Here is a 25,946-nt window from a genome sequence, read left to right on the forward strand (position 1 = left end):
TTCCTTGTTTTGGTTCAAGGTTACGAACGAGCACCGCGAGTTTCGCAATTACCTAAATCATAGTTAAATTTAATTAGTTCCCATATCTATCACATAAATCATATTTTTCAAAGAATTAAAAATCTCAATATTCGTAAGAAACAATAATCTTTCTGCAAAAATCACAATTATAGGCAGCTATGCGGTCTCCAGATATCCTTGCTGCCAACTCTGGATCCGTATTTAACCGCAAACTCTCAGAGCCTTCTTTCCACTCCAGTCCTGCCCCTGCACCAACCGCATGCAACTGACCCTTTCGCATTTTTCCTTCACAATATGGACATCTCATATTCACGTCATCTCCTTTAAGTAATTAAAACTCCTCTTGTTCCCGAGAATTATCCTGTTCCTAGATAGATTGTATATCTCCTTTCGCATATGTCTTTCGCCTAAATGTTCTTTTCTATTTTTCTCGTTTCTTACGTTCTTTCATCAATAAAACAAATTGAACGGTCCATATTACACACGCTGCCAGACACCCAACTCCACTATATAAAAAATCTATGGCTGCCCCGGCTACAAATGGCAGTGCCATCCACATCATCCGATTTCCATATACTCTGCACATTTCTTTTTCATCATACTGTTTTCGTTCTTCCTTAGATTTCATATTATAGCCAGACAAAAATGCAGCGGCCTTTCCATTTGATTTTACAAAGCAGATTCCGAATAAAAACATAATCACTGCCATTCCCAAATCAAAGATAACACAGATTATCATTGCAGACACCTCACTTCCCACTCTGGCTATCAAATAAAAAAAGCCAAACACAACAGTAAAACTTATTATGTTTGGCTAGGTCAACTTGTTATTTTTTTATCACTTCTTATAGTTTTATTATACTATATATTTCTCTATAGTAAAACAATTTTTTATATTATTTTTTATTTTAATATTATATTTCTACTATCATCAATTTTTCAGATATTTTCAACGCATAAACAATGCTATTAGCTATAATATTTCCATAAAATTCATCATAGGTTTGTGTAAACGCAAAGAAACGGCGGCTCTGAAATCAAAGCCGCCGTTCCAAATTGTCTGCTTTTTTCTTTTGCCGTCGTGCGGCAGATAAGCAATTCATTCTATTTTGAACTTCTTTTATGCTACCTGATGTCTGCGATAGGAATGAATCGCCAAGAATGTAAACACAAATAATTCAATTCCTGCCGAAATCAAAATAACATGCGGTGTCCAGAAACTCGTTCCACCGATATTCAGATAATTGAAATCTGCAAGCTGAGAAAGGAAATTGTTCTGCATACCAATTCCGGCAGATGGAAGTATGGTAGAGAGCCATGTTGCTCCCATCGCCACATAAGCAAAAAGCGGCATGAGAAGAACTACAATAGAGATCAGCAGAACTGTCAATGTGTCTTTACATTTTGCAGACAGGAACAACGTACAGCTAACCGTTGCTAATACAGAAAGTAAGCCCGCTGCTGCGAGAATGATCTGCAACTGCCCCAGATTGATGTTTGGCAGATTAATGATAGAGTATCGCATCTGAAACGATGTTTTTAAGCAATCCGTCCCGAACGCTGCATCTAAAATCAGAATGTGTACCGTGATCCCGACAAGGAAAGTAACAACGAAAAGTGTAAATGCCGCCAGAATTTTGGTAATTGCTAATTGTTTATGCCCGTATTTGGTGGTTCGCAGGATGCTGTCACCGCCCGTTTGATATTCTCCGGCGAAAGTAGGTGCTGCGATTGCCACACACAAAATAGCAAGGAACAAAATATAAAACTCAATGTAATCAAATGCATCTTTAGAAATTCCAGAATGAAGATAAAATGGCGTATCAAGTTCTGAATATTTTTCAAGAGCTTTCTGCTGTGCGGTTTCGTTTTCTCTTTGCTCATTCCGCATGACATCCTGTAAATGTTCTGCGCACTTTTCATAATAGGCTCCGTCAATGTCATTCGGGTCAATATCCATTAAATCAGCACCAATGCCTGTTAATGGATCAGCAAACGCTTCGGACAGACCCATCAGCAAGTGACGGAACGGGACGATTTTTTCAATATATACAGTCAGAGGAAAGCCATCTTCCTCGGGCGACCCATATTCTCGAACGCAGCTTTGATAAGTTTCCAAAGCCGATTTGATCCTATCCGGGGTCACTTCACCAGCGGATGTTTTATATAAATCTTGTTTGTACTTGATAGCTGCCAAGCCATCTAATTCTGTAACCGTGCCATCTTCAGTCGGTCATTTTTTGCGGACAGTTCATACATGCTATCCTTTTCTGTTCTCTGCTCCTGCGTTTGCTCTCGTTTGATTTCTCCCTCCGTATCTTCTTGGCACAAGCAGGACAATACCTTGATGCACCAGAGCCCGGGACATATTCAACGCCGCACACCGTACAATTTTTAGCGGGCATTGCTGCCCACCGTTTTGTAGGTATGATATGTAATTCATCGACAAAGCCGATGAATTTATAGTAAATCTTGATTTCCTGCTTCACTGTTCCGTCTGCCATCTTCTCACGCTCCGAAACAAGTATCTTGTCTATGAGTGCGTTTATAACTGTTGCATCCAGTTCTTTTAAGCCTTGATAATTTCGGATAAGGGCGAGGAAGTCACGGATTCCCCGTGATTTCTCGTAGCTTTCATTAAGAGTTTCCGTCACCTCTTTCAGCCTTGCTTCAATTTCAAGCTGCTCTTTCTGGTATTTCCCCGACATCATCTCAAAATTCCGCTCGGTAATACGCTCCATGACCTTATCCTCGTAGAGAGAGGAAAACAGCCTGTCCAGTTCCGCAAGGCGTTTGTTCAGCTTCTTACGTTCTTTCTCTAATGCTTTCGCCCTGCTCTGGTCTGTTTCCGTGAGCCGCTTTTCTATGGCCCTGACCGCCTTTTCATCATTCACTGCCATATCCGCAAAACAGTTGATGTCGGCAAGAACGGCATTGAATAAATCCCTTGCTTCTATATTGTGGGCACTACACTCGCTTCTTCCGTTTCTTGCATAATTATTACATGAATACTGTACACAGTCGATAATCTCTGGGCGTTTCCTCCTGTGTACGTTCATTGCCCGCAGAGCACATCCGCAGTCCACACACTTGATAACGCCTGCAAAAATATTTACAAATCCTCCCTTGTTCTGTGGAAGCCTACGACTTGTAATAAGCTGTTGGACAATATCAAATTCCTCCTGCGTGACTATTCCCTCATGGGTATTGGGTATCACTTCCCATTCTTCGGGCAGCTTAGAGGGGCGTTTCTTGCTTTTCATATTGGCGGCAATCCGTTTGTAGCCTACAAGATTTCCCGCATATATCGGGCTTCTTAAAATGCTCCTCACGCTGTTCCCACTCCAAATATAGCGTTTGTCCTCGTTCCCCTCAAAATGACGTTCAAAGCCTGTTTCGCCACGCTCCGCCGCATAAGCGGCAGGGCGTAGGATATGCTGTTTATTAAGATGTCTGCAAATTTTGGCAACTCCATTCCCTTTTAATGCAAGGTCGAATATCTCTTTTACAACATGTGCCACTTTATCATCTATCAGCAGATGGTTGTGGTCGGCAGGGTCTTTGATATAGCCATAAGGGGCGGTAGTTCCCATGAATTTCCCCTGTTGAAACCTCGCCCGATATGCCGATTTTATCTTAACAGATATGTCAGCGGCATACATTTCGTTTAAAATGTTGCGGAAAGGCGTGATGTCCATAGCAGATTTATTCAAGGTATCTACGCCGTCATTGACCGCTATATACCTCACGTTATGCTCTGGGAAGAAAACTTCCAGATATAACCCACAATCAAGATAGTTTCTCCCCAGACGGGATAAATCTTTCGTAATCACGCAGTTTATCAGACCGCTTTCAATGTCTTTTATCATATTCTGGAAACTTGGTCTTTGGAAATTTGTACCAGAATAACCATCGTCCACATACGTTTTTGCTATGTGCCATCCCTGCTTTTTCACATAATCCGTGAGGATGGATTTCTGTGTCGCAATGCTCGCACTCTCGTTATCCGTACCATCGTCTTTAGATAAGCGGCAATAAATGCCGACTAAATAGATTTTCTTTTCTTCTTTGATTCCTGCCATACTGTAAAACCTCCGTATCTGTCCTATCTGTTTTCATGTCCCATTGCGTACATTCTAAGCGGACAGCCCCTCATTGTCGAAGGTGTCGCCCTCGGCAATCTTCTTCCGAATATCCTCGGAGATAATCGGGACAAACGCTTCTGTAACGGTCTGTGTGCCGACATATTCACGGCTGATTATCATCTGCACTGGTGCTTTTGGCACGATACGCTTTCTCTTTTTATCTGCTTTCTTATCCTCGCCCATACTTAAATCTTCCTTTCCAGACAGGGCAGGGAAGAGTTTGGAAATGTCCCCGCCCTGCCAATCAGATACCATTAATCCTCGCTGTTTAATTCTTTCTGTAATGCTTTAAGGAGTGCCGCCGCTTCATCAGCGTTCAGCGTGATTCCCTTGCCGCACTTTTCACGGTTCGGGGAAAAGCTGCGGATGTCATACTTCGGCTCTTTCCCATTCCATGAAATGAGATTGATTTCCTTTGTGTAGCCACTGTCGCCCGTAGACAATACTGCGATTTCCTTTACGATTTCATACTGGATTTCTCTCATTCTCCATACCTCAACTCTCTGTATTTACTTCCCGAAAAAAGAAGATTAGCGGCTGTCACGGTTGCGTTTCCTCTGCAACTCACGCTCCAAAAGTTTGATGATGGTTTCCTCCATCTGCTTCGGCGTTGTGTTCTTCGGAAAGTATTTTTTCAGCTTGCTTGTGTTGATTTTCAAGGTTTCTTTCTGGTTGCCCTTTTCCTCCGTCATAATCGCAAATATCGTATCCATGTCAAGCCGCCCGCTCTGGCTTAACTGTTTCATCCGCTGTGCCTGTGAGAGTGAGGGCGTTGCTTCTTCGCTCTCCATCGTGGCAAAGAGGTTTTCCTGCTCGTCTTTCTTCAAGAAGGACAGTTCCACCGCAGGCGTGAGGGCGATTTTCCCCTCGTCCACCATCTGCAAAATCGGCGGTATCAGTTCCGTCAGGCGGATAAAACGCTGCACGGTCATCCTGCCCACGCCGAAGCCCTGTGCCACCTTGTCGTCCGTCCGCAACTTCGTCACAACTTGTGACGAGGTTAAGTCTGTGCGGAAACCCTGCCGCTTCATGGCTTCGGATTTCATCTTGTAAGCAAACGCCCGCTCCGATGGCAGGATATTCTCACGCTGCAAATTGCTGTCTACAAGGGTGATGATGGCTCGGTCACGGTCTAAGGGCAGGACAAACGCAGGCACGGTATTTATCCCTGCAAGTTCAGAAGCACGGACACGCCGCTGTCCTGCAATCACTTCATAACCGTCCCCGTCCTCTTTCGGGCGTGTGATTATCGGCGTGACAATGCCAAATTCCTTGATGCTTTCCGCTAACTCTGACAGTGTTTCATCTTCTGCCACATGAAACGGATTGTCGGGGAACGGGTACAAGTCTTTGGTCTTTAACACCTTAAAATCCTGTTTCTTCATTCACATATCTACCTTTCTTTCGCTCTGCTTCTATGATTTTTCTGCAATTCTTCCAACACTTCGGGCAGTATTTTTGACAGCAGCCGCCCCATCTGCTCGTTGGTTCTCTGCAATTCAAATATCTTCTGATTCGCTTTCTGCACCTTTAGTTCCTGCTCGTACTTTTCATCACGCATACGCCCCGCATAGTCTGATTCCTGCCCAATTCTCTCTTTCAAACTGTCGATATACGCCTGCTGTTTCCCGATTTCCTTAGAGAATTTCTCCACGTCTGGCAGCCATGCAGAGAGTAAATCTAACGCTTTATCCCTTTTCTTCCCTGCGTTAAAGGCGTTGATGTCGGATAGGGCAGACACGATTTCTTCATACTGTTTATCAAGCCTGCCGCCTAATTTATAGAGCCATGTGGGGACGTGTTTCCGCTTGGTTTCCATTGAGGACTGCCCCCGTTCAAGCTGATTCCACCGTGAGGACATCCGCTCATGGTAGGCGGTCTGCCACTCGGATAATGATTTCTGGTTGCCTAAGATAGCTTTCGCTGACAGCTTATTGTCTGGCGTAATCGGCACAAAGCAGAGGTGCATATGGGGCGTTCTCTCGTCCATATGGACGACAGCGGAGAGGATATTCTGCTTTCCAACACGCTCCGAAATGAAGTCAAGAGCCGTCTGGAAATACGCTTTTTGTTCTTCGGGCGGTAACTGGTTCATAAATTCTGGTGAAGCTGTGATGAGCGTTTCCACCATCATCACGCTGTCTTTCCTTGTCCTGCACCCCGCTTCGGCTACCATGCGGTTAATCTCTTTCTTGTAGGTGTACTTTGGTGGTGCTATGAGATGGTAATTGTTTTTAGAGCGTTCCATATCTATATCTGGGTTGCTTTTGTAGGCTTCTTTCTTCCGCTCGTTGTGGCGTTCACAAGCCGCAACGCCGCCCGCTTTTCGTTTCTGGAAACGCAGGATTGCATAAGGTATAGGCGGATTCCTCCTTTCTTTCGGCGGGTGACCGTCCTTTGGGGTGACAGCGGTGACGGTGGTGACAGCAGTTTTGGGATACCCCCTGCCGACTGCCGCAACTGTCACCCTCACCCCCTGCATGACGGTCATGTCGATGATGACGGTGTTTTTGGGATACCCCCCTCGCAAGAGCCGTCACCGTCATGCCGCCATTCTTTTATCCGAAGCCGTAAGGCGTAGGATAGCAGGGCACAGCCCTGCCTTAAGGGAGTCCAGAGGGAACGTCTGGCACACGACTTTGCAGGGCAAAGTGTAGTGTGTTACACCCTGTAAACGCAGTCGGAAAAATCGGAATGATTTTTCTGACCGCAGGGGTGGTTTTACACGACCGAAAAGGGCGAGTAAATCTCACGCCTGCATTTTGCGTTTACGGGGTGTTCTCCCGTAGGGATGACAGCGGCAGGGTATCCTAAAATCACTGTCACCACCGTCACTGCTGTCACCCGCAGGGCAGAGCCGCCAGCTTTACATGGCTTTAAGCGTCAATGACAGTAACAGGGGGGTATCCTAATATCGCTGTCACCACCATCACCGCTGTCACCCGCCCTCCTTGCAAGGGCAATCCGCCTGCCGTCTTTCCTGCGGCTGTACTGGTAGCAGATACGGTTCTCGCTTAAAAATGTGGTGCGGTATTCATTCAGCCATTTCGTAATCACCGTGGGTATGGTTTCCGTTTCCCCCATAGCGGCTAACAGTTCCGTTGCCGTGCCTATCCATTCTTCCTTATCCCTCATAAAATCCACCAACCGAAAAAGGACATCTGGTATCGTTTCTTTCGCAAGCTGCTCCTGCGTTTTCCGCTCCACAAGCTCCCAACGGCAATCACGGAAACGCAGCGTGTATTCCTGATAAGGCGTGTCCCTGCCCGTCACATACAGCTTGGCGGTGTCAGACGCACGTTTCTCCTTTTCCAGAACAAAGGTAGCGTCCGCACTCCCCGTTAATCCTGTCGTCCCAGACACCTTGTTGAACACGTCGCTGTCATTCTGCTTTCGGATGTGGTGTACGACAATGACCGCCAGAGAGTGCCTGTCGGCAAAGTCTTTGATGAGGGAGATGTCCCCATAGTCGCTTGCATAGGCATTGTCTTTTGAAGCTGTACGGACTTTCTGCAAGGTATCAATGACAATGAGCCTGCTGTCTGGGTAATCTTTCAGATAATCTTCAAGCTGCACGATAAGACCGTCTGACAGCTTGCAGCTTGCCACGGCAAAGTGGAGCCGCCCGCTTGCTTCGTCCGTCAAACGAAATAACCTGTCCTGTATGCGGCAGAACGTGTCCTCAAGGCAGAGGTAAAGCACATCGCCCTCCATTGTCGGCATATCCCATAAAGGGATTCCCTGCGACACGCATAAGCATAGCTTCAGCATGAGCCAGCTTTTGCCTATCTTCTGTGAGCCGCAGAACAGCGATAAGCCTGTCGGGATAAGGCTGTCCACCACAAAGGATGGTTTCTCAAGCGGTTCATAAAGGAGCGTTTCGGCGTTGACTGTCTGTAACTTCTGCATGGCTTTCCTCCTTTCGGGCGGTGTCTTTGTTTTCGTTGCACATAGGCGTTGACCTCCTTAAAAATAGATTTACTCCCACGGAAAAAAGTGAGAGTATGTAATGCCGCCAATCCCACACAAATAAAAAACAGATTTCTTTTTCGGGCGGTGTCGGTCACGGTTGGAGATATTTCTTCAATTTCCGCCTTTACTTTCTCCTTTGCAATCGCAACAGATTTCTGTATTGCCGAAGCGGTGCAATGCTCCATAGCGGCGATTTGGTAAAAATTGAACTCATACTCGTAGTAGAGCAGGAAACGCCGCCTTTGTATCTCTGGAAGGCTCCCAACCGCCTTATAGAGCGTTTCATTCCGTTCTTCCTCAACCATGCGTTCATCAAGGCTCTTAGGCACACGCAACGCCCGTCTGTAAAGGGTTTCGTCCCATACCTCGTTAAACTCCCTGTGCCGCTCGTCCCATTAGAAAAGATTCCTGTTCCTGCGCTCCATCTGCCGAAACTCCATAAAGAACTGTTCCGACACTTCCAACTCGTGGGATTTGCCCTGCCCGTCCTTAAAGCTGATAAAATACCTTGTGCCGCTTTCCGTGGATTCCTCCCGAAGCGTGTATGCCTTAACCCTGTATGCCATCCTGTTGTCCTCCTGCAAAAAATGAGTGAGGGGATTTCCATCCCTCACCCAGTAGCCCGCAGGATGGCAGGCTGTTTTAGAAGCTATAAAATTTTCCGCAGCTTCTTCCGCAGATGGTCTAACCTCGCATAGATGGCACCAGTCGTCAAATGCACAAGCGGGGCAATCTCCTTTGTGGAATACCCCTGCATTTTCAGCAGGACGATTTTCAAGGTACGCCCGTCCACCGTGACTAATACTTGATAGAGATTTTCGCTCTCAATCTCTTCCAGTAACTCCGCAACCGTACCCACTTCCGCCTGCCGCTCCCTGCCTGCCATGTCCTCAAGATATTCCGCAACGTCATTCGTCCATCGGTAAAACCGCCTGTTGGAATTGAAGTCTGCCCTGTCCGCCATGCGTATCTGCTCAATGGTCGCTTCATCAACGCCGCACTCACGCAGCAGCTTTTCCTCCGCTTCTTTCCAGATACGCCATTTCCTGTCCTCCCGTCCGTGGTTGTATGCCATTCTTACTTCCTCCAATCAGAATTGATTGAGAGGGCAGAGAAAAGCCCCCTCATCTTCCCAAAGGAAAAAACAAGGGGGCTGAACGCCTTAAATTTTAATTTTCTATTATCTTTCTTAGTTTTATTAGGATTCTGGCTTTGCGTTTGTTTACAACGCTCTGGGTTATGCCCAACCTCGCCCCGACTTCACGCTCGGAAAGTCCGTCAAAAAAGATTGCCTGTATCAGCTCCTGTTCACTATCCGACAGCAAAGGCAGGGCGGCTTTCAGCCTGTCCACCATGACCGCATTGACAACGGTTTCTGCAATGTCCACCGCTTCATCAGTGATAAAGTCCAGAGGATTCCCCTCGCTGTCCGTAAATCCGTCGAGAGATAGCAGTCTATTCTTTGTATCTAATTTTTGCAGATAACGCCACCGTTCCTTGTCACGGTAGAAGTCTGTGTATTGCTCCCTCACGACTTCAAGCAGACAGCCTTGAATGGGGATAAACAGCTTGTCCATATAGGTCTGGTCGGATTCCCTGCAACGGCAGAACTCCGTGTAGGATAATTCCACATAGCCGCCACTTTCTCTGATATATACCTTTCTTGGTGCATATTTCACCATAAATACCTCCCATCTGAATTTTTGAAATGTAAAAAATCCAGATGGAGAGGCGGAGAACGACACCGCATATCAGAAACAGCCCTACGGCACTTTCCAACAAAAATCGACAAAAGAAAAACCGCAAAGGCTCTGTGACCTTTACGGTTATAGGAAATAGTAATTCTATTGTATGGAGATTGTACTTCTACTTTCAAGGTGAGAAGTACCGTTGCACTGGCAGAAATTTTTTTAACTGGTTTCCTGCCGTTCTCTGATATGCTATGTATTGATAAATTTTGCTTCGTATGAGCAGATAGATAACTGCCCGAAAAAAGGACATAAAAAAATCCCTCCAAATTTAAAAACAAATTCAGAGGGTAATTTAGGGTATAACAAAATAACCCACCCGAATATCGTTTTTTTTATTTGGTGAGTTTGTTCTTTCAAATACGAAACAAAAAGAGCCGATGATTCGTGAATTGTTCCACAATTTCATCGGCTCTGCGTCTTAAGCGTCTGGCTCTTTGATGACAGTTATCTTCAAGTTGTCAACTTTAATCAATCTTTCTTGTCTGCATTTTGGACAATAAAGGGGATAATTCTCCAAAACAGTGTCCTTCCTAATTTTATTACGGGTTTTGCTCCCACAAACAGGACACAATATCCATTCGCATTTCATCATAATTAGTCTCTAATCCTTTCAAATCTCATTTTATATGACTTTTGCAAGCTGTTAAGCTAACTTGTGGAACATATGCCGAACCTTATCTATACGGCTATTCGGGCGGCGGGGTTGGCAAATAAATTTACCAATAGCTGGCTGGTATCCTTTTAACTCTGTCAAGCAGACTCCCTGCCCATTTGTGAAATAAGTTAAATCGTTCCTGTATTCTTGAATACATCTAGCAGGGATTTCTCCTTTCAGAATGACCTCGTCATTCTTTATCTGAGTACTTACAATATCTGCACAATACCTTGGAGCATCATGATACGCCCGTGAGAGATATTCCTGCGGTGCATAAATTTCAAAGTGGAGATATGGCTCTAATAGTTCTGTCCCTGCTTTTTTTAAAGCCTGCTCCAATACGATAGGGGAAAGCAGCCGAAAGTCTGCGGGGGTACTTACAGGACTATAATACAATCCATATTCAAAACAGATTTTACAGTCTGTCACTTTCCATCCATACAGCCCCTGCTCGCAGCCATAAAGAACCCCCTCCATAACCGCATTTTGGAACGATTGATTTAAATATCCAAGTGAAACTCTGCTTTCATACTGCACTCCGCTTCCAATAGGGAGCGGCTCTATGGACAACCCGACAGAAGCCCAGAAAGGATTTGGCGGGACTTCTATGTGGATGGTATATTCTGCTTTTCTAAGCGGTCTTTCCATATATATAACAGTAGGCTCTTTTATTTCTGCCTCCACATGATATTTTTCCTCAAGGATGGCACAAATGACTTCCATCTGCACATTCCCCAAAAAAGAAAGTATAATCTCATGCGTTGTAGTATCCACATAATATTTTAAAAGAGGGTCGCCATCTGAAATTTCTGTAAGTGCCCCAAGCAATATTTCCCGCTGTTCAGATTTCTTTACTGCAATCGTTGTTTGGAGCATAGGGAGAGGATTTTCAATAAATTTTCTCTGCGGCAACAGTATTTCGTTCCCCAAAATACTGTTTAGCTGCAAAACATCATTTGGTAAAATTACAATATCACCAGAGCAGGCTGTATCGGATGAATATAATTCACCGTTTGTCGGAACACACATCTCTGTGATTTTTATTTTCTCTTTTTCAGATATTCTAATAACATCCCTCAAATGCAATGTTCCGCTATATATACGCACATAAACAAAACGCCGCCTTTTCTCTGAATATTCAATCTTAAAAACCTGCCCGCATAGTTCAGATTGACCTTCAGGCGTTGATGAATAAAATTTACTGGCAATTACTTCTATAAGCTGCCGAATCCCCAGATTGTTTTTAGCGCTTCCGTGATAAACGGGAAATAACGTTCCGTTTTGGAATCTCCTGTTTTCTTCCTGTTCCAGTTCTGACATTTTAAACGGTTTCCCTGACATATATTTCTCTAATAGTTCATCGTTTCCCATAATTACCGCATCCCACTGTTCCATATCGTCATTGTCCGTTACATTTATATGGGGATGCTGCCCAACCTTTTGCTTCACTATAATTTCCGAAGAAAGCTTTGCTTTCATTTCCCGATATACCATTGGCAAATCAATCCCCTCTTGGTCAATTTTATTGATGAAAAAAATTGTCGGAATCTTCATTATCTGTAGTGCATGAAACAGTATACGGGTCTGTGCCTGTATGCCATCCTTTGCAGAAACTAATAATACTGCTCCGTCTAATACGGATAAAGAACGGTATACTTCCGCCAAAAAATCCATATGGCCTGGCGTATCTATAATGTTGACTTTTACATCCTCCCACTGAAAAGATGTCACTGCTGTCTGGATAGTGATTCCCCTTTGACGCTCCAAATTCATTGTATCTGTCCTTGTTGTGCCTTCATCTACGCTCCCTAGTTCTGCAATTGCACCACTGGTATACAATAAACTTTCCGTTAATGTTGTCTTTCCTGCGTCAACGTGAGCCAGAATGCCTAAGTTAATTATTTTCATGTGATTTTCCTCCTATCAACACCCAAAAAAGGGCATAAAAATACCCAGTGATAAATACTCCTATCACTGGGTAAATAACTCCAATAGCCCCAAAACACTTATATGTTTTCGGGCATATAAAATTACATGATAAAAGTATTCTTAAACTGGGTACAAAAAACTAAGCCCCATATTAAAAGTGAAACGGGACTGCTACTTTTTGTTCCCACTATCAAATTGACAGTTTATTTAAGAATACCTTGCCGCATATTTATTAACTCCTTGTATAATACTGAATCTAATTATATTCCTTAACCCTTTATTTGTCAAGCTGACAAACTAAAGCAGAAAAAGCGGCAGGATTTCCCCCTGCCACTAATCATCTGTTTATGCAAAAATAATTTCCTTTTCCACAATCTCCCTCGCACAAGCCCTTATGTTATTGAGGCATCCTGTCCATTCTAAGGCGTTTTCTGCCTTTAGCTGTTCCGTTATGCCCTGTGCCTGTTTCATACCCTCTATGAGCCTTTCAAAGCGTTCCTGTGCCTGTCTGTTGATGTCGGCAAGGTAGGCGTTTAGCCTGCCGCTTGTAAGAAGATTGGTGTATGTAACTTTACGGTACTGTTTTAGATAATCTAAATGCCGTTGCCCCCAGATGCCTATTGCCTGTTCTTCTTCGGCGGGTACAGTTAAGCACGGTATCAAATAATCCCCTTGCCTTTCGTATTTGCCGCCCAGTTCCTCAAATAATGATTTTGCCATTGTCTGTTACCTCCACATTCTTTTTTATTTTGAATGTCCGCAAAATCCGTCCTACATCGTTTGGACGGTTAATACCCTCATATGAAATAGGCAGGTATGCCATGGCTACGGAAAGCAAAAGTGCGATTGCAAGTAAAATCAGGGTGCGCCGTGACTTCAAAATACGTTTTAGTTCAAGTCTAAAGAGCCGCATATTATCTGTCCTCCTTTTCCAAGTCTGTCTGCGGGAACAACCACAGATACAGATCTTCCAATCGTGGCTCCGTTGTAACAGACCCATCAATTTCCGAATGTTCGGACAGATAACGAATAGAAACCTGATTGTGATCTTCGCCTCGCTGATTGATAATGCGCAGCCGCATTTCACATTCCGGCAGCTTTGAGGCCGGAATTATGCAATTCCAAACCTTGCCTTCAATCTGCTTGACAAGTTCTGCGGTAGTTCCGACATCAACAATTTCTCCGGCTTTCATAATTGCGTTGCGCGTAGAAATATATTCTATGTCAGATACGATATGGGTGGAAATCAACACGATTCGATCATGCGAAAACTCGGAAATGAAATTCCGCAGACGCACGCGCTCTCCGGGATCAAGTCCTGCTGTCGGTTCGTCCATGACAAGTATCTCTGGGTCGTTTAACATAGCCTGCGCAATACCAACACGACGCTTCATGCCGCCTGACAGATTGGAGATTTTTTTCTTTTTCACATCGGAGAGCGAAAAAATGTCCAACAAATGATTGATCTTTTGGGTGGTTGCCCTTGTAGGAATATCTTTCAGCGCAGCCACATACTCCAAATAATCTTTGACCGTAAAATCCCGGTGATACCCAAAGTCCTGCGGCAGAAAGCCAAACTTGCTTCGGTAAACTTCACCCAACTCTCGAATGTTTTTTCCGTCATAGTAAACTGCTCCGCTGGTTGGTTTCATAATATCAGCAATCATGCGCATGAGCGTGGTTTTCCCTGCGCCATTCGCCCCCAAAAGTCCCCAAACGCCGGGAGTCAATGTCAGATTGACATCATTTACTGCTGTTTTGTTTTTGAACTGCTTGCTTAAATGCTCTATTTTCAGTTCCATGCTTACACTCCTTTCTTTTGCTTCGGCTGAACAATAAAAAGCCCTTGTTCGATAATCATTGTACCGAACAAAGGCTTTTCAATCTCAAAAATCACACGCTTAAATTCCTAAGTAATTCCTAAGATCACAGTCTTATTTTCCTAAGCGGAAAGGGGTAATGTAATCACAAAGTCTATGGTTTCGTTTTGACTGGATGCAGTAATCGTTCCACCGTGTAAATGTATAATTTCTTCCGCAATAGAAAGACCAAGCCCCGCACCACCTGTATTAGAAAGCCGGGCATCATCCAAGCGATTGAATTTTTCAAATATACTGTTAAGCTGTTCCTCCGGGATTGTTTCCCCACGATTTTCAAAAGTGATCTGAATATCATGTTCTAACCGTTTAGCGGATATAGTGATCTCTGTCTGCGGGTAGCTATATGACGCTGCATTTCGTAAAAGGTTACTGAAAACTCTCGCCAGTTTTTCAGGGTCAGCGTTCACGGATAAGTTATCCTCCGCAGTAAATATCGCTGTATTGCCATTTGCGGAGAGTGTCGGATATATTTCATCTATTACCTGCGCAATCAGACAATGTAAATCCACAGGTTCTTTTTTGATAATAACCGTATGTGCATTGTACTTGGTAATTTCAAAAAGTTCATTGATGAGCTTTTCAAGGCGTTCTGCCTTATTCAACGCAACTTTTACATACTTTTCCTTTTGCTGTTCAGGCATGTCAGGGGCTTCATGGAGCAGGCTCAAATAGCCGATTACCGTTGTGAGAGGAGTGCGTATATCATGTGCCAGATACATAATAATTTCATTTTTCTTCTCTTCTGCCTGCTTTGCAGCCCGTTTGCTCAACAGAACAGACATTTTGATTTGATTAAGTTGTGCCTCCAATTCTTTCAGTGGGTCAGGCAATGATACGGTATGATTGTTCTGCTCATAGACCGTTTGGGTCGCATCAATTACTTCATCCAGATAGCCCCACGGCTTTTTCCAATAGTAATTGAAAATACATACAAAGCCGATCATCAGATACAAAATAAAAAACAGATCGAGTCGCCAGTAGAGCCATGCAAAAATACCGTTGTCAAATTTTGAAAAGATGTAGTCCAAGATAAGGGTCAAACCATATCCAACAACGGTATAAACCAGCAATGATAGGTATAAGCGCACTTTAAGGCGCTTTTCTGTTGTCATTTCTTTCTTCGACATGAGAATACACCTCCTACCGATTAGCAAACAGAAGAAGGCCAAGCAGGCCAATCACGACAACACTTACTATGCCTGCCAGAATGGAAAACAGTCTGTTTGCTTTTATTCTATTTCCGATTAACCGAGCTGCCATCGAATATACAGCAAGCCCCAAAAGACCACCTGCCGTATTTGTGAGTACATCAGTAATATCAGAACGTCCGACTGCTAAGATATACTGCATAGTTTCAAATAAAAAACTTGTTCCGGCAATCAGCATAAACTTCACATATAATTTTGTTCTTGGCAGAAGCATTTGAAGATAAATGCCCATAGGAACAAAAATCAAGAAATTTTCGAGTACCTCTGTTAAGTGAAATGCTGCGCCAACTTCTTTGTCATAGTGAAAAGGAATAAGGTTTATACTTCTTACTTTATCCAGATCACTGATTGAAAACTGTAGTTTGAACAGTATGATCCAAACCAGAAGTGCCAGATAAATTAAGAATAAAATGGTTACGAAGCAATTTGATTTTCTCTTCATAGCATACTCCTTTCGCTTAAATTTTGTAACCAACACCCCAAATCGTTTTAATATACTGCGGAGTATCGGAAGTATCTTTCAGTTTCTCACGCAGATGCCGGATATGCACAGTAATTGTGCTGCTGTTTTTAGAGTAGTATTCATCTTTCCAAACTGCATGAAACAGTTCCTCAATGCTTACAACATTCCCAGCACTTTCCAAAAGAACCTGGAGGATAGAAAATTCTGTCGGTGTCAGAGAAACCGGCTCACCGTCTAACAGACATTCATGGGTCTGCACATTCAGGCACAATTTGTTATAGGAAAATTCCGATGGAACTTTCTCTGTGATGATACCGGACGAATATTTCTTGTAACGTCTTAACTGTGCTTTCACTCTGGCAACTACTTCAAGTGGGCGAAAAGGTTTTGTCACATAATCGTCCGCTCCCAATGTCAGCCCCGTTATTTTATCCGTTTCCTCAATTTTAGCCGTTAGCATGATAATTGGATAAATGTATTTCTTTCGGATAAGCTGGCAAAGTGAAAAACCGTTCATATCCGGGAGCATAATATCCAGAATGGCAAGATCAATGTCGCCGCTTTCAATACACGACATGGCATCCGTTGCGCAGTAAAATTTATAAACGATGTAATTTTCGTTTTTCAAGTAGACCTCCAACAGATCCGCTATATCTTGCTCGTCATCTATAATCAGTATCTTTTCAGACATATTTTCAACTCTCCTTTTTACTTGTACTCGATTAAGTATAACAAATACAGCATCTAAATTCACAATGGATTGCATGCGAAATTATTAAGATTTTCCTAACTTTTTTCATGCTAATATGATAATGCACATTAGCATATTAGCATGAAAGTAATCACAAATAACACCCATGAACAAATTTAATTATAACAATGTCCCTTTGCAAATGCTTGTTTTATTGCTTTCATTATGGAATACTATCGAAAATAGACATTTTTTTGTGCAAAACCACGAACTTGTCCATTTATAAGAAAAAGAATAAATTATTAGGGATATTTTTGATTTCTGCACGTCTAATAGATGTAAAGAAAATGCTGGCTGGCAAAAAAAGAGGTGGTGTTTAAATGACAAAGGAACAACTTGGATCTCTGATCCTGGATTCAGAAAGACAATTATACTCAACTGCAAAAACAATTTTATTTAGTGACTATGACTGTGCAGATGCTATTCAGGAAACAATTGTGAAGGCTTTTTCCAACGTCGGTACATTAAAAAACGATAACTATGCCCGGACCTGGTTAATCCGTATCTTAATCAACGAATGTTACAGCCTTGTGCGTAAATCCAGTAAATTTATCCCATTGGAAAATCTGGCTGACAGACAGGAACCGGAATCAGAAAAAACAAAGAATTACAGTGAATTGTATACAGCCGTAAATTCCTTAAAAGAGGAACTGCGTTTACCCGTTATTCTATACTACATAGAAGATTTCAGTGTAAAAGAAATCGCCCAGATCCTTGAAATATCGGAAGGTGCCGTTCAAAAGAGACTTGCAAGGGCAAGAGGAAAATTAAGGCAGGAATTACAGGAGGTGTCAATATGAGATTAGAAGATATGAAAAACGATATTCCCGAAACACCGGATTTTATCCATAATATGATTCAAAATGAGGTGGCAAAGCAGCTGACGGATAATAAAGTTGCGAATCTGCGAAGAAGAAAACGATGGACAGCTCCGAAAGTTGCCGCAGTGGCAGCTGCGTGTGTGCTGGCAGTTTCCACGGCAGTATATGCAGGAGTAAATCTGTATCACTGGTTTTTGGAAAAACAGGGTTCTTATGGTGTTTCAGTCAAAATTGATGCTGGTGATGCAGCAAAGAAGACCGTACTTCCAGATGAGGTCCCAGAGGTAAATCTGTCTACTAAATATGTTCCGGAGGGCATGAGCTGGATTGACGAGTACCATCTCCAATATCCTGAGCATGGCATGACTGGCGGGTTCAGTTTTTCATTTGTCCTGTTGGATAAAAATGATCTGGGACAGGTAGTACAGGATCAGAATGTTATTGATAGTGAAGAGCGTACATTTGGGAAATACCAGGGGATATATCTCAAATATAATAGCATTACCGAAAGCGGGGCTCTTAACCAGAGAATTTATCTTGTCTGCCCGGATTTATATCGTGTGCTTATGATCTACATCGGAGATGATGTGCCAAAGGATGAAGCCATAAAAGTTGCAGAGAATCTGGCGATTGAGGGAAACACGACTATGGTAAAGACCGCCGGATTGCCTACATGGAGCGGAGAGATGATATCTGAAAAGACAGAAGCTGATAATGATGAAATAAGTACTTCTGTAAATGAGAAAAAACTGCCCATTTACCAAATTGGTGACACCTTTGATCTGGATGTGATTGGTGAAAACACAAATGGTGAATATCTGGAAAAAACGATTTCTGCAAAGGTAGATTCTGTTCAAATTTCTGATACTCTTCAGCTTCTCGATCCGGACAAAATACCACAAGAATGGGCGGAAGCCATTGATGCTGATGGAAAGCTATCTACAAACACATTGAATTATGTGAAATCGGGCGACGGAATCGATTCCCTGGATGAAATTGTGAAGTCAGAGGAAGTGAATCAGAAACTGGTCTATGTTACAGTTACCTATATCAATCATTCAAATGAGGAAATCGACCATATGCTTTATCTTGGTGCTTTACTGACCCTGACTAAGGAAAATGGAAAAGTGCAGCTTTACATTCCAACAGAACAGGCCGGCGATGGCTATGACTACATTAGTTGGACCGGTGTGGCAAAGACTGGAGAAATGGTATATTATAGTGTCTCTGAAAATTATGGCAACGGTGGAAACTATATTTCCTCTATAAAACCAGGCGAAAGTGTACAACTGAACATGGCCTGGATCGTAAATGAAAGCGACCTCAAAAATCTGTATCTGAATGTGACTGGAGACGGAGCTTCATATGAGTTCTCTGAATATATACTGAAAAAGGGACTAGTAGATATTCGCAAATAATATGCTATCGTTTATGATTCCATTTTTTTATATGTCATATATGAAAAAGCGTTTTTCGATTCCTTTTGGTTTCGAAAAACGCTTTCTTTTATTCTGTATAGATGTTCCCATTCTCATCCGTCCAGGTACCGTCACCATTGTCTGTGTATCCGACCCCATCTGCGTCACAATAATAATAATCTCCGTTTGTTGTTTCTATTACATTAACAGTACCGTTACTGCCCTGAAGTTCATGCTGTTCCAGTTGGTTTCCGAAATGATAACCTTCGTCATTCCAGGTACGATATGAATTTCCATTGGCATCTGCCCAGTTTCCATCTCCCTGATAACTGTATCGGCTCCCATAATCATCAGAATAGGTCCCATCTCCGTTATCGTAAAGAACTCTGGATTCTTCATCTCCTCCACCCGGTGCTACAATTGATGCTACACCGGAAGTAGTAGTGAATCCACTGGTATATGGTACGCCTGCTGGCAGATTTTCATAAGATGAAACAGACCCGTTGTTGTCAGAGGTAATTCCATCATCGGTCGTTTCACTTACCTGTCCGCTGTTTTCCATGGCAGGTTCATCATTTGTTTCCGCATCCGCTTTTTCCTCTTCGTCTACAGAATCCTCTGTATCTGTATTCTCTGTCACTCCTCCTTCGTCCTGTGTTTCAGCAGCTTTCTGCATAGTTACCATTTCAGAAAACGGTGCATAATCCGGTACATTATTTTTCTCTGGATCTGCATTTTTTTCAATACCAGACTTCTCCGTCTCTACTGAAACTGTATCTGTCCCGGCAGAGACATTAAATACCAGATTACCGCCTGCAAGCAGCAGCGTCACAAGAATTCCCGGAAGAATTCCTTTGCGGAGTTTCCGAATGTTCACCATATACAGAATCCGATCTTTAAACACCATTTCGCTGTCATTAAGACTTGCTGTCACATATGGAATCTGATTTTCCATGGCCACTGTCCTGAGAAGCAGCTGTCGATATAATTTATGTTCCTTTTTATTAACTCTGCGAACAACCGCTGTATCACACAGATTCTCAATATCCTTATCCGCTTCTTTCAGCATGATAAGAAGAAAGGGATTGAACCAGTATATCGATGCACAGATTCGAAGGAGCATCTTATACCAGAGATCCCGATGGCAATAATGTGTAAGTTCATGGTAAAAGATAAGTTTTCTTTCTTCTGCTGAATACCCGGTTGCTGGTAGATACAATTTTGTATGTAAAAGTCCTGCAAGAAGCGGCGTGGTAAGACCTGCGTTTTGCCTGAGCTCCGGTATTCTGCGTACGTGCTTCTTTTGACACGCTGCACGGTACATCTGAATACTCACCGTATCACTTACCTGCAGACTCATCCGTTCCAGATTCCTTATAGAAAAATAATATGCCAGCAATTCTCCTGTCAGTTTAAGTACCGCTACGCTCAGCCAGACAACAGCAAAAATCACAGCCACAATTCCCAGCCATTTATCTGATTCATACCTGACAGTTCTCTTTTGTTCCGGGATTTCTGTCAGATTTTTCATGTCATTGCTCGCAGATGATACGGTTTCTGTTACCTTCTGACTTCCCTCTGATCTGACTGCGTAATCCGTTATCTTCGGGTTTTGCGTATTCTGTTGACTGCTTTTAAGTACTTTGAAATCCACCAGTGCCAGATTCGCCGGAAGGCGCACCGGAACACAAAGGCTTATCGTAATTAACAGCCAGATAAAGTACTTCCATCTCGCTGATACACGTCCTTTAAACAGAGTCGCAAGCACTTTTACCAGTAAAATTACTACTGCTGCAATAATGTTCAGTTTCAGAATGTGCAGAACAAGAACCTCCATAATTCGCTATTCCTCCCTGTCCTCCAGGTTCTTAAGAAATTCACTGAGATCCTGGACTTCTTCCGAGCTGATTTTCTTTCCATGATAAAGTGAAGTTACAAACTTTTTTAGTGAATTCCCATAAAGTTTCTCAAGAACACTCTGGCTTTCATGTGCCTGATAATCTGACTGCGAAACCAGAGGTGTATACAGATTCATTTTTCCCTGTTTCGTCACTTCCACGAAATTTTTGTTCTCCAATCTGGTCAGCAATGACAAAATTGTTGTTGATGCAAGCTTTTTCTTCATATTGATCACTTTCTCAATCTCCGGTCTGGTCATCGGCGGAGTATTATTCCAAAGAACGAGCATAATATCCAGCTCTGATTCCGGAAGCCTCTGGTAAGTTTTTTTCACTCTTTCATACCTCCTGTTACATATTTTCTACAAATGTAGGAATAATTCTATTTTACCACGGTTCACGGAAATGGCAAGGGCTTTTGCACAATTTGCAAATACCCTTGCCATTCCTGCAGCTACTGACCACTATCAATCTATTTCTGTATAACTGTTGCCATTTTCATCACTCCATGTCCCGTCTCCGTTGTCCGTAAATCCTGTACCATTTTCGTCCTGGAAATAATAATCACCATTTGTAGTTTCCGTAACCGTCACAGTATTACCGTTTGCATCCTGAAGATCATGCTGCTCCAATGTATGTCCCAGATGATGAGTGTCATCATTCAGAGCTGAGTAGGTATTTCCATTTTCGTCGGTATAAGTTTCATCCCCATTATCGGTATAGTTCATTCCATCATCTCCACGATATTCACAAGAATAATCTTTGTGAAGAATGTAATTAATCTCAATGGTATTTCCATCACTGTCAACTAATGTCATTGGTGAAGTAGTAAGGATATCGGAATCATCATTGCTGTCCGAGGATTTTGTAGAAGCATTTTCTTCTGTATCGGAGGAATCTGAATCTCCTCCTGACTTCTGACTGTCAGTATCTGTAGTTGCCTTATCAGAAGAATCATCGGTCTGGTTTTCGTTCTCCTGTCTGGTAAGTGAAGGATTCCCAGGATAAGAAATATATTCTACGAATTTTCTGACGTCACTGATGTCATCTGCATCTTTTGCATATCCCACTGCCATATACAGGCTGTTTTCCTCTGAATAAATTGTCTGATAGCAGGCATCGTATGTGTCATTGCATTTGGCAATCCCTGTTTTGACATCCTCCAGTGAGTATTTATAGATATTTACATAATCATTTCCGTTCGTATAGCTTGCATAGGTACCTTCCGTATCTGCTTTTTCCCATTCAGATCCAGCCGGCGGCTGTGTATAGAAATCGTTATTTCCCGCTGCCATAACCGTTGCAGCTGAAAAAATCCCAAGTGTTGCTACCGTCATAAGTGTCATAAATTTTGTCTTCATCGTGGATTCTCCTAGAATTTTATTTTCTACATCTGTAGAAGTTAATTGTATTCTACAACTGTAGAATACAATTGTCAATTCTTTTTTTATATATCCTTTTATTTCTTTTATCATCTTTTATTTTAATAAATTTGCGTATAATCATTCCGGTAAGTCTCTGCTCCTCTGCATATGTTTTCAGCTTATCCTTCGTAACTTCATCCTTTGTATACGTCAGATTACGATTAACCTGCTGGGCACTTTCAATTGCACGCATTAAACCTTTTGTTTGGGATGCTTCATTATATCTGTTATAAATATAACATTGTTCTTTCACATATTTCAGAGTCTCGTCCATTTGCCTGGCAACTGCTTTTATGTCAGTTTTTACAGAATAAACTATAGTTATCAGAAACAGAATCAGTCCTGTAGTAATAATGATGATTTGAGTCTGCCCTCTGGACAGTTTAGTTATTTTCAATTTTGTCCACCTCCAGATATCCACTGGTTTCGGGAAGATATTTTTTTAGAATTTTCTCTTCACTTCCATCTTTTCTCATTTCTTTAAAGATTTCTGTGAGTTTTTCCGGAAGTTCACTATCCGTGTTTTTAGGAAAAGCTACCCCGATTCCTGTAGTCAGGATAGCTTCGTCCAGGATTCTTATCTTTGCCCCGTAATCTTTTATATACTGTTGTATGGAAGTTTCATGAGCTGCTATGGCATCAACATAACCTTTTCCAAGAGAGGTAAAAAGCAGTTTTCGGTTTTCTAAGCTATACACATCTTTTACCAATGGAATAGAAAGATTCGTCCTGTCAAGAAAGATATCCTCAGGCTTCGTGGAAGCCTGTACTGCGATTACTTTTCCCGACAGATCACTAAGCTTCTTTATATTGCTGTTTTTATTGACTGCAACGACCTGCCGGCTCACCATATATGGACCAGCCCACTTATAATCATTCTCCCGACCATCCATGGAAAAGCGCCCCCATAAACAGTCTATCTCCTTATTTTCCAGATCTTTATCTTTATCATCCCATACAATCTTTGTAAATACCGGCTTATAACCAAGGCGTCCCAGAGCTTCATTTGCAATGTCAACATCAATCCCTGCCGGTTCTCCATTTTCATCGGAATAATTAAAAGGTGGAAAATCGTCACTTCCAATGATTATCTCTAGCATATTTTCCTGTGAAGATGTACTTTTCTGTGTTGTAACTGAACATCCTGATATCAGTAATACCCCAAAAGCAAACAAAAACGGTATTACTGCCATGTATTTAGATTTCATGCTATGGTACCTCAACAATTTTCTCTGATTTTTTTTGATTTTACGTCATTATAATAACTCTGTTCATACTGAATTTACATAACAAAACATGCACAAAATTTTATATTTTTTACAAAGAACAGGTGATTTTTCAAGTGGGTCATGTTATGTAAATTTCACTCAGAGTGGTGCTCCATCACTTTCACTCTGAAACTCCATCTTCATTTTTACTTGTGCCAGTTTTATTTCCGGTACTCCTTCAGAAATGGACATAAAAAGCGCCATAGGTTTTTTCCAATGCCTATGGCGTGTAAATAATTTTCTACTCTGCGGATACCTTGTTTATGATTGTCTGCCTGAACAGGCATCTATGCCAACAGATTTCTCTATACTTTTGAAATTTTATGATACTCTTTTTTCTCTGGAAAATACAAAACTATACAATAAGTTAAATCGTCTGCGTTAACTTCCATTCGCCCATCCATCTGCTCCATCATAATAGAAATATTCTGCAACCCAATCCCTGTTTTTTGATGCTCAGAATCAAACCTAGTAATACTATTTTGAATACTGATCCCTACTTCTTCATTCCCATAACAAAGCTGTATACATACCTCATTTTCATGTTTTCCATATTTTTCAATATTAGAAATAATATTATTCATAATTCTGCCAATAAAATCTGTATTTATACATACAGATATCTGTCTCCACTCCAACCGATCTGTATTTACTTTAAATCCTTCATATTCCAGTAAAGCACACAGTTCAGAAAGATAATCTCCAAAAGCACACATAATATCTTCTGCAGGTTCCAGTTCTATGTGGTGTCGTGAATTTACAAAAAAATATTCAAACATCTGCTCCGACAAATCTCTGATCTGAAGTACACGATCAAAGGCTTTATTTATATATTCCTGAGTAACCGCACCTTCTTTTTGCTGCTTTTTTAGAATCTCAAGATATGCCATCAAACCAGTCAGAGGAGTACGCAGATCATGTGACATTCCTAACACCAGCTTCTCCTGTGCACTCTTCAGGTCATACTCTATCTGCTCTTTTTTCACCAATGTTTGTCTCATATGTTCCAGTCCACTGGCTAACTGTGCAATTTCATCTGTTCCCTGAACAGTTACATTCCCCTGCAAATTTCCTCTGCTGATTATATTTACCTCTTTCATAAGGCATTGTATATATTTTACATTCTCATACATTCCGGATACAACAATTCCAATACACGCCGCGACTCCAAGTACAACAGAAAAGACCATCAATATGTTAAAATATTTATCCGCTGTTCCTTCATATATATATACATCTGCCGTTCCATCCTTAAATGAAATTCTGTGGTACATTCTCCATGTCAGATTTGGTATTTCTCTGCTGCCATACATAATTTTTCCGTTGTAGGAAATATCAAACAACAGCCATTTTCCCCTTGAAATCGTGAAGTCATCAATATTTCGTTCTGTACCCCATTTTTTTAACATTTTATAATCAGATGCACTCAACTTATTTTGTGTGACATATTCCTGAAGTTCTTCTGCACGTTCTGTCTCTTCAGCATAAACATATCCTGTACGAAAGAAAAAGCGTTGCAGTAACCCCTTTCCCCCGAAATATGTCACGCTTAACACTAATAAACCTGCTAATAACCCCTGCATAAGATAGCAAATTATCTTGCCTGTCAAACTATTTCCGCAAATTTTATCCAAGGCGATATCCCTTTCCCCATACGGTTTGAATCATCTTTGGCTTTTGTGGATCATCTTCGATTTTCATTCGTAATCTTCGGATATGCACCATAACAGTATTTCCAGATGAATATAAGAACGGCTCCTCCCACAAACTCTCATAAAGATTTTTTACCGAGAATACCTTTTTCGGGTTTTCCATCATAAGCAATAAGATTCTGTATTCCATTTCTCTGAGACTGATTTCCTTTTCATTGCGGAATACCTCATTACATTGAGTATTCACTTTTACTTTTCCATATTCAATCCAATGTTCTTTTGTCTTCTCACCTTGTAATGTCTGACTATATACATGATATCTTCGTAGTAACGCTTTAACCCGGGCAAGAAGTTCCGCATACGAAAATGGTTTCACGAGATAGTCATCACCTCCTGCCATAAGTCCGAGTAATTTATCAGATTCCTGACTTTTGGCTGTCAGAAACAACACTGGAACATGTGAGATTTTTCGAATTTCTTCACAAGTTTTTATCCCGGATATTCCCGGCATCATAATATCAAGAATAACAAGGTCAATATCATCTGATACTTTTTTCAAACACTGATATCCATCCTCTGCTTCCTGAACAATATATCCCTCACCTTCAAGAAGTATCCTCACTCCTTCTCTAATTGCTGCATCATCTTCTACAACCAAAATATGATTATCCATTTTCATCCTTTCGTCTT

Annotated in this window: 27 protein-coding genes and 2 pseudogenes; 2 read left to right on the forward strand and 27 right to left on the reverse strand. The window is 42.0% G+C overall.

Annotated elements, in window-relative coordinates; genetic code table 11:
- Positions 1–124: 124 nt before the first annotated feature.
- The 20 genes and pseudogenes from LJE09_RS05050 to vanR all read right to left on the reverse strand — a co-directional run bounded on the left by LJE09_RS05050 (position 125) and on the right by vanR (position 16,715).
- Positions 125–328: a PF20097 family protein gene (locus tag LJE09_RS05050; protein ID WP_015524992.1), complete on the reverse strand. Its 204-nt coding sequence runs from the start codon at positions 326–328 to the stop codon at positions 125–127.
- Positions 329–442: 114 nt separating this feature from the next.
- Positions 443–760 carry a DUF3784 domain-containing protein gene (locus LJE09_RS05055; protein ID WP_244995444.1) on the reverse strand — a complete coding sequence of 106 codons (318 nt, stop codon included), beginning with the start codon at positions 758–760 and terminating at the stop codon, positions 443–445.
- 381 nt (positions 761–1,141) lie between these two features.
- Positions 1,142–2,140, reverse strand: coding sequence for an ABC transporter permease (locus tag LJE09_RS05060; protein ID WP_227311027.1), 999 nt, complete (start codon positions 2,138–2,140; stop codon positions 1,142–1,144).
- Positions 2,141–2,246: 106 nt separating this feature from the next.
- Positions 2,247–4,103, reverse strand: coding sequence for a recombinase family protein (locus LJE09_RS05065; RefSeq protein WP_001820670.1), 1,857 nt, complete (start codon positions 4,101–4,103; stop codon positions 2,247–2,249).
- A gap of 54 nt (positions 4,104–4,157) precedes the next feature.
- Positions 4,158–4,349, reverse strand: coding sequence for a hypothetical protein (locus LJE09_RS05070; protein WP_001820669.1), 192 nt, complete (start codon positions 4,347–4,349; stop codon positions 4,158–4,160).
- 71 nt (positions 4,350–4,420) lie between these two features.
- Positions 4,421–4,651, reverse strand: coding sequence for a YdbC family protein (locus tag LJE09_RS05075; protein WP_001206986.1), 231 nt, complete (start codon positions 4,649–4,651; stop codon positions 4,421–4,423).
- 45 nt (positions 4,652–4,696) lie between these two features.
- A complete protein-coding gene (locus LJE09_RS05080) occupies positions 4,697–5,551 on the reverse strand; it encodes a ParB/RepB/Spo0J family partition protein (RefSeq protein ID WP_000743700.1) in 855 nt (284 codons plus the stop codon).
- Positions 5,552–5,559: 8 nt separating this feature from the next.
- Positions 5,560–6,525 carry a MobV family relaxase gene (gene mobV, locus LJE09_RS05085; RefSeq protein ID WP_227311036.1) on the reverse strand — a complete coding sequence of 322 codons (966 nt, stop codon included), beginning with the start codon at positions 6,523–6,525 and terminating at the stop codon, positions 5,560–5,562.
- A gap of 517 nt (positions 6,526–7,042) precedes the next feature.
- Positions 7,043–8,075 (reverse strand): annotated as a pseudogene (locus LJE09_RS05090) (AAA family ATPase).
- 154 nt (positions 8,076–8,229) lie between these two features.
- Positions 8,230–8,704: pseudogene (locus LJE09_RS05095) on the reverse strand (RNA polymerase sigma factor).
- An 83-nt stretch (positions 8,705–8,787) separates the two neighbouring features.
- The gene (locus tag LJE09_RS05100; protein ID WP_000323895.1) at positions 8,788–9,213 is read right to left on the reverse strand and encodes a sigma-70 family RNA polymerase sigma factor; all 426 of its coding nucleotides are present in this window, start codon (positions 9,211–9,213) and stop codon (positions 8,788–8,790) included.
- 94 nt (positions 9,214–9,307) lie between these two features.
- Positions 9,308–9,817 carry a sigma-70 family RNA polymerase sigma factor gene (locus LJE09_RS05105; protein ID WP_105116765.1) on the reverse strand — a complete coding sequence of 170 codons (510 nt, stop codon included), beginning with the start codon at positions 9,815–9,817 and terminating at the stop codon, positions 9,308–9,310.
- 490 nt (positions 9,818–10,307) lie between these two features.
- Positions 10,308–10,481 carry a cysteine-rich KTR domain-containing protein gene (locus tag LJE09_RS05110; RefSeq protein ID WP_002779755.1) on the reverse strand — a complete coding sequence of 58 codons (174 nt, stop codon included), beginning with the start codon at positions 10,479–10,481 and terminating at the stop codon, positions 10,308–10,310.
- A 51-nt stretch (positions 10,482–10,532) separates the two neighbouring features.
- The gene (tet(O), locus tag LJE09_RS05115; protein ID WP_000691758.1) at positions 10,533–12,452 is read right to left on the reverse strand and encodes a tetracycline resistance ribosomal protection protein Tet(O); all 1,920 of its coding nucleotides are present in this window, start codon (positions 12,450–12,452) and stop codon (positions 10,533–10,535) included.
- 366 nt (positions 12,453–12,818) lie between these two features.
- Positions 12,819–13,193 carry a TnpV protein gene (locus LJE09_RS05120; RefSeq protein WP_001129922.1) on the reverse strand — a complete coding sequence of 125 codons (375 nt, stop codon included), beginning with the start codon at positions 13,191–13,193 and terminating at the stop codon, positions 12,819–12,821.
- On the reverse strand, positions 13,174–13,386 hold the full coding sequence (locus LJE09_RS05125; protein WP_331466566.1) for a hypothetical protein: 213 nt from the start codon (positions 13,384–13,386) through the stop codon (positions 13,174–13,176). Before LJE09_RS05125 ends, LJE09_RS05120 begins: the two co-directional genes overlap by 20 nt.
- Position 13,387: 1 nt before the next feature.
- Positions 13,388–14,275 (reverse strand): ABC transporter ATP-binding protein, encoded by an 888-nt coding sequence (locus LJE09_RS05130; RefSeq protein ID WP_118614209.1) that lies wholly within the window; start codon positions 14,273–14,275, stop codon positions 13,388–13,390.
- 140 nt (positions 14,276–14,415) lie between these two features.
- Positions 14,416–15,480, reverse strand: coding sequence for a sensor histidine kinase (locus tag LJE09_RS05135; protein WP_118411178.1), 1,065 nt, complete (start codon positions 15,478–15,480; stop codon positions 14,416–14,418).
- A 13-nt stretch (positions 15,481–15,493) separates the two neighbouring features.
- The gene (locus LJE09_RS05140) at positions 15,494–16,003 is read right to left on the reverse strand and encodes a VanZ family protein (protein WP_118411179.1); all 510 of its coding nucleotides are present in this window, start codon (positions 16,001–16,003) and stop codon (positions 15,494–15,496) included.
- A gap of 16 nt (positions 16,004–16,019) precedes the next feature.
- Positions 16,020–16,715: a VanR-ABDEGLN family response regulator transcription factor gene (vanR, locus tag LJE09_RS05145; protein WP_118411180.1), complete on the reverse strand. Its 696-nt coding sequence runs from the start codon at positions 16,713–16,715 to the stop codon at positions 16,020–16,022.
- Between the two features lie 380 nt (positions 16,716–17,095).
- Between vanR and LJE09_RS05150 the strand changes: the two genes are divergently transcribed.
- Both LJE09_RS05150 and LJE09_RS05155 read left to right on the forward strand, forming a co-directional pair.
- Complete coding sequence (locus LJE09_RS05150; RefSeq protein WP_059085784.1) at positions 17,096–17,575, forward strand: sigma-70 family RNA polymerase sigma factor; 480 nt, start codon at positions 17,096–17,098, stop codon at positions 17,573–17,575.
- Positions 17,572–19,014 carry a DUF4367 domain-containing protein gene (locus LJE09_RS05155; RefSeq protein WP_118614207.1) on the forward strand — a complete coding sequence of 481 codons (1,443 nt, stop codon included), beginning with the start codon at positions 17,572–17,574 and terminating at the stop codon, positions 19,012–19,014. The genes LJE09_RS05150 and LJE09_RS05155 overlap by 4 nt, the downstream gene beginning before the upstream one ends.
- An 88-nt stretch (positions 19,015–19,102) precedes the next feature.
- On the opposite strand, the gene LJE09_RS05160 is transcribed toward LJE09_RS05155, so the two are convergent.
- From LJE09_RS05160 to LJE09_RS05190, 7 genes are all read right to left on the reverse strand, one after another.
- Positions 19,103–20,851, reverse strand: a complete 1,749-nt coding sequence (locus tag LJE09_RS05160) for a M56 family metallopeptidase (RefSeq protein WP_118592831.1) — start codon at positions 20,849–20,851, stop codon at positions 19,103–19,105.
- Between the two features lie 6 nt (positions 20,852–20,857).
- The gene (locus tag LJE09_RS05165) at positions 20,858–21,247 is read right to left on the reverse strand and encodes a BlaI/MecI/CopY family transcriptional regulator (protein WP_026649345.1); all 390 of its coding nucleotides are present in this window, start codon (positions 21,245–21,247) and stop codon (positions 20,858–20,860) included.
- 132 nt (positions 21,248–21,379) lie between these two features.
- The gene (locus LJE09_RS05170) at positions 21,380–22,273 is read right to left on the reverse strand and encodes a hypothetical protein (RefSeq protein WP_118614205.1); all 894 of its coding nucleotides are present in this window, start codon (positions 22,271–22,273) and stop codon (positions 21,380–21,382) included.
- 52 nt (positions 22,274–22,325) lie between these two features.
- On the reverse strand, positions 22,326–22,733 hold the full coding sequence (locus tag LJE09_RS05175) for a hypothetical protein (RefSeq protein ID WP_118614203.1): 408 nt from the start codon (positions 22,731–22,733) through the stop codon (positions 22,326–22,328).
- Entirely contained in the window at positions 22,720–23,544 is an 825-nt protein-coding gene (locus LJE09_RS05180) for a substrate-binding periplasmic protein (RefSeq protein WP_118614201.1), read from the reverse strand. Before LJE09_RS05180 ends, LJE09_RS05175 begins: the two co-directional genes overlap by 14 nt.
- A 365-nt stretch (positions 23,545–23,909) precedes the next feature.
- Complete coding sequence (locus LJE09_RS05185; protein ID WP_226852753.1) at positions 23,910–25,160, reverse strand: HAMP domain-containing sensor histidine kinase; 1,251 nt, start codon at positions 25,158–25,160, stop codon at positions 23,910–23,912.
- A 70-nt stretch (positions 25,161–25,230) separates the two neighbouring features.
- Entirely contained in the window at positions 25,231–25,935 is a 705-nt protein-coding gene (locus tag LJE09_RS05190; RefSeq protein WP_008703658.1) for a response regulator transcription factor, read from the reverse strand.
- Positions 25,936–25,946 lie beyond the last annotated feature (11 nt).

Source organism: Blautia sp. DFI.3.45 (genome assembly GCF_020593505.1).
GTDB lineage: Bacteria > Bacillota > Clostridia > Lachnospirales > Lachnospiraceae > Blautia_A > Blautia_A wexlerae.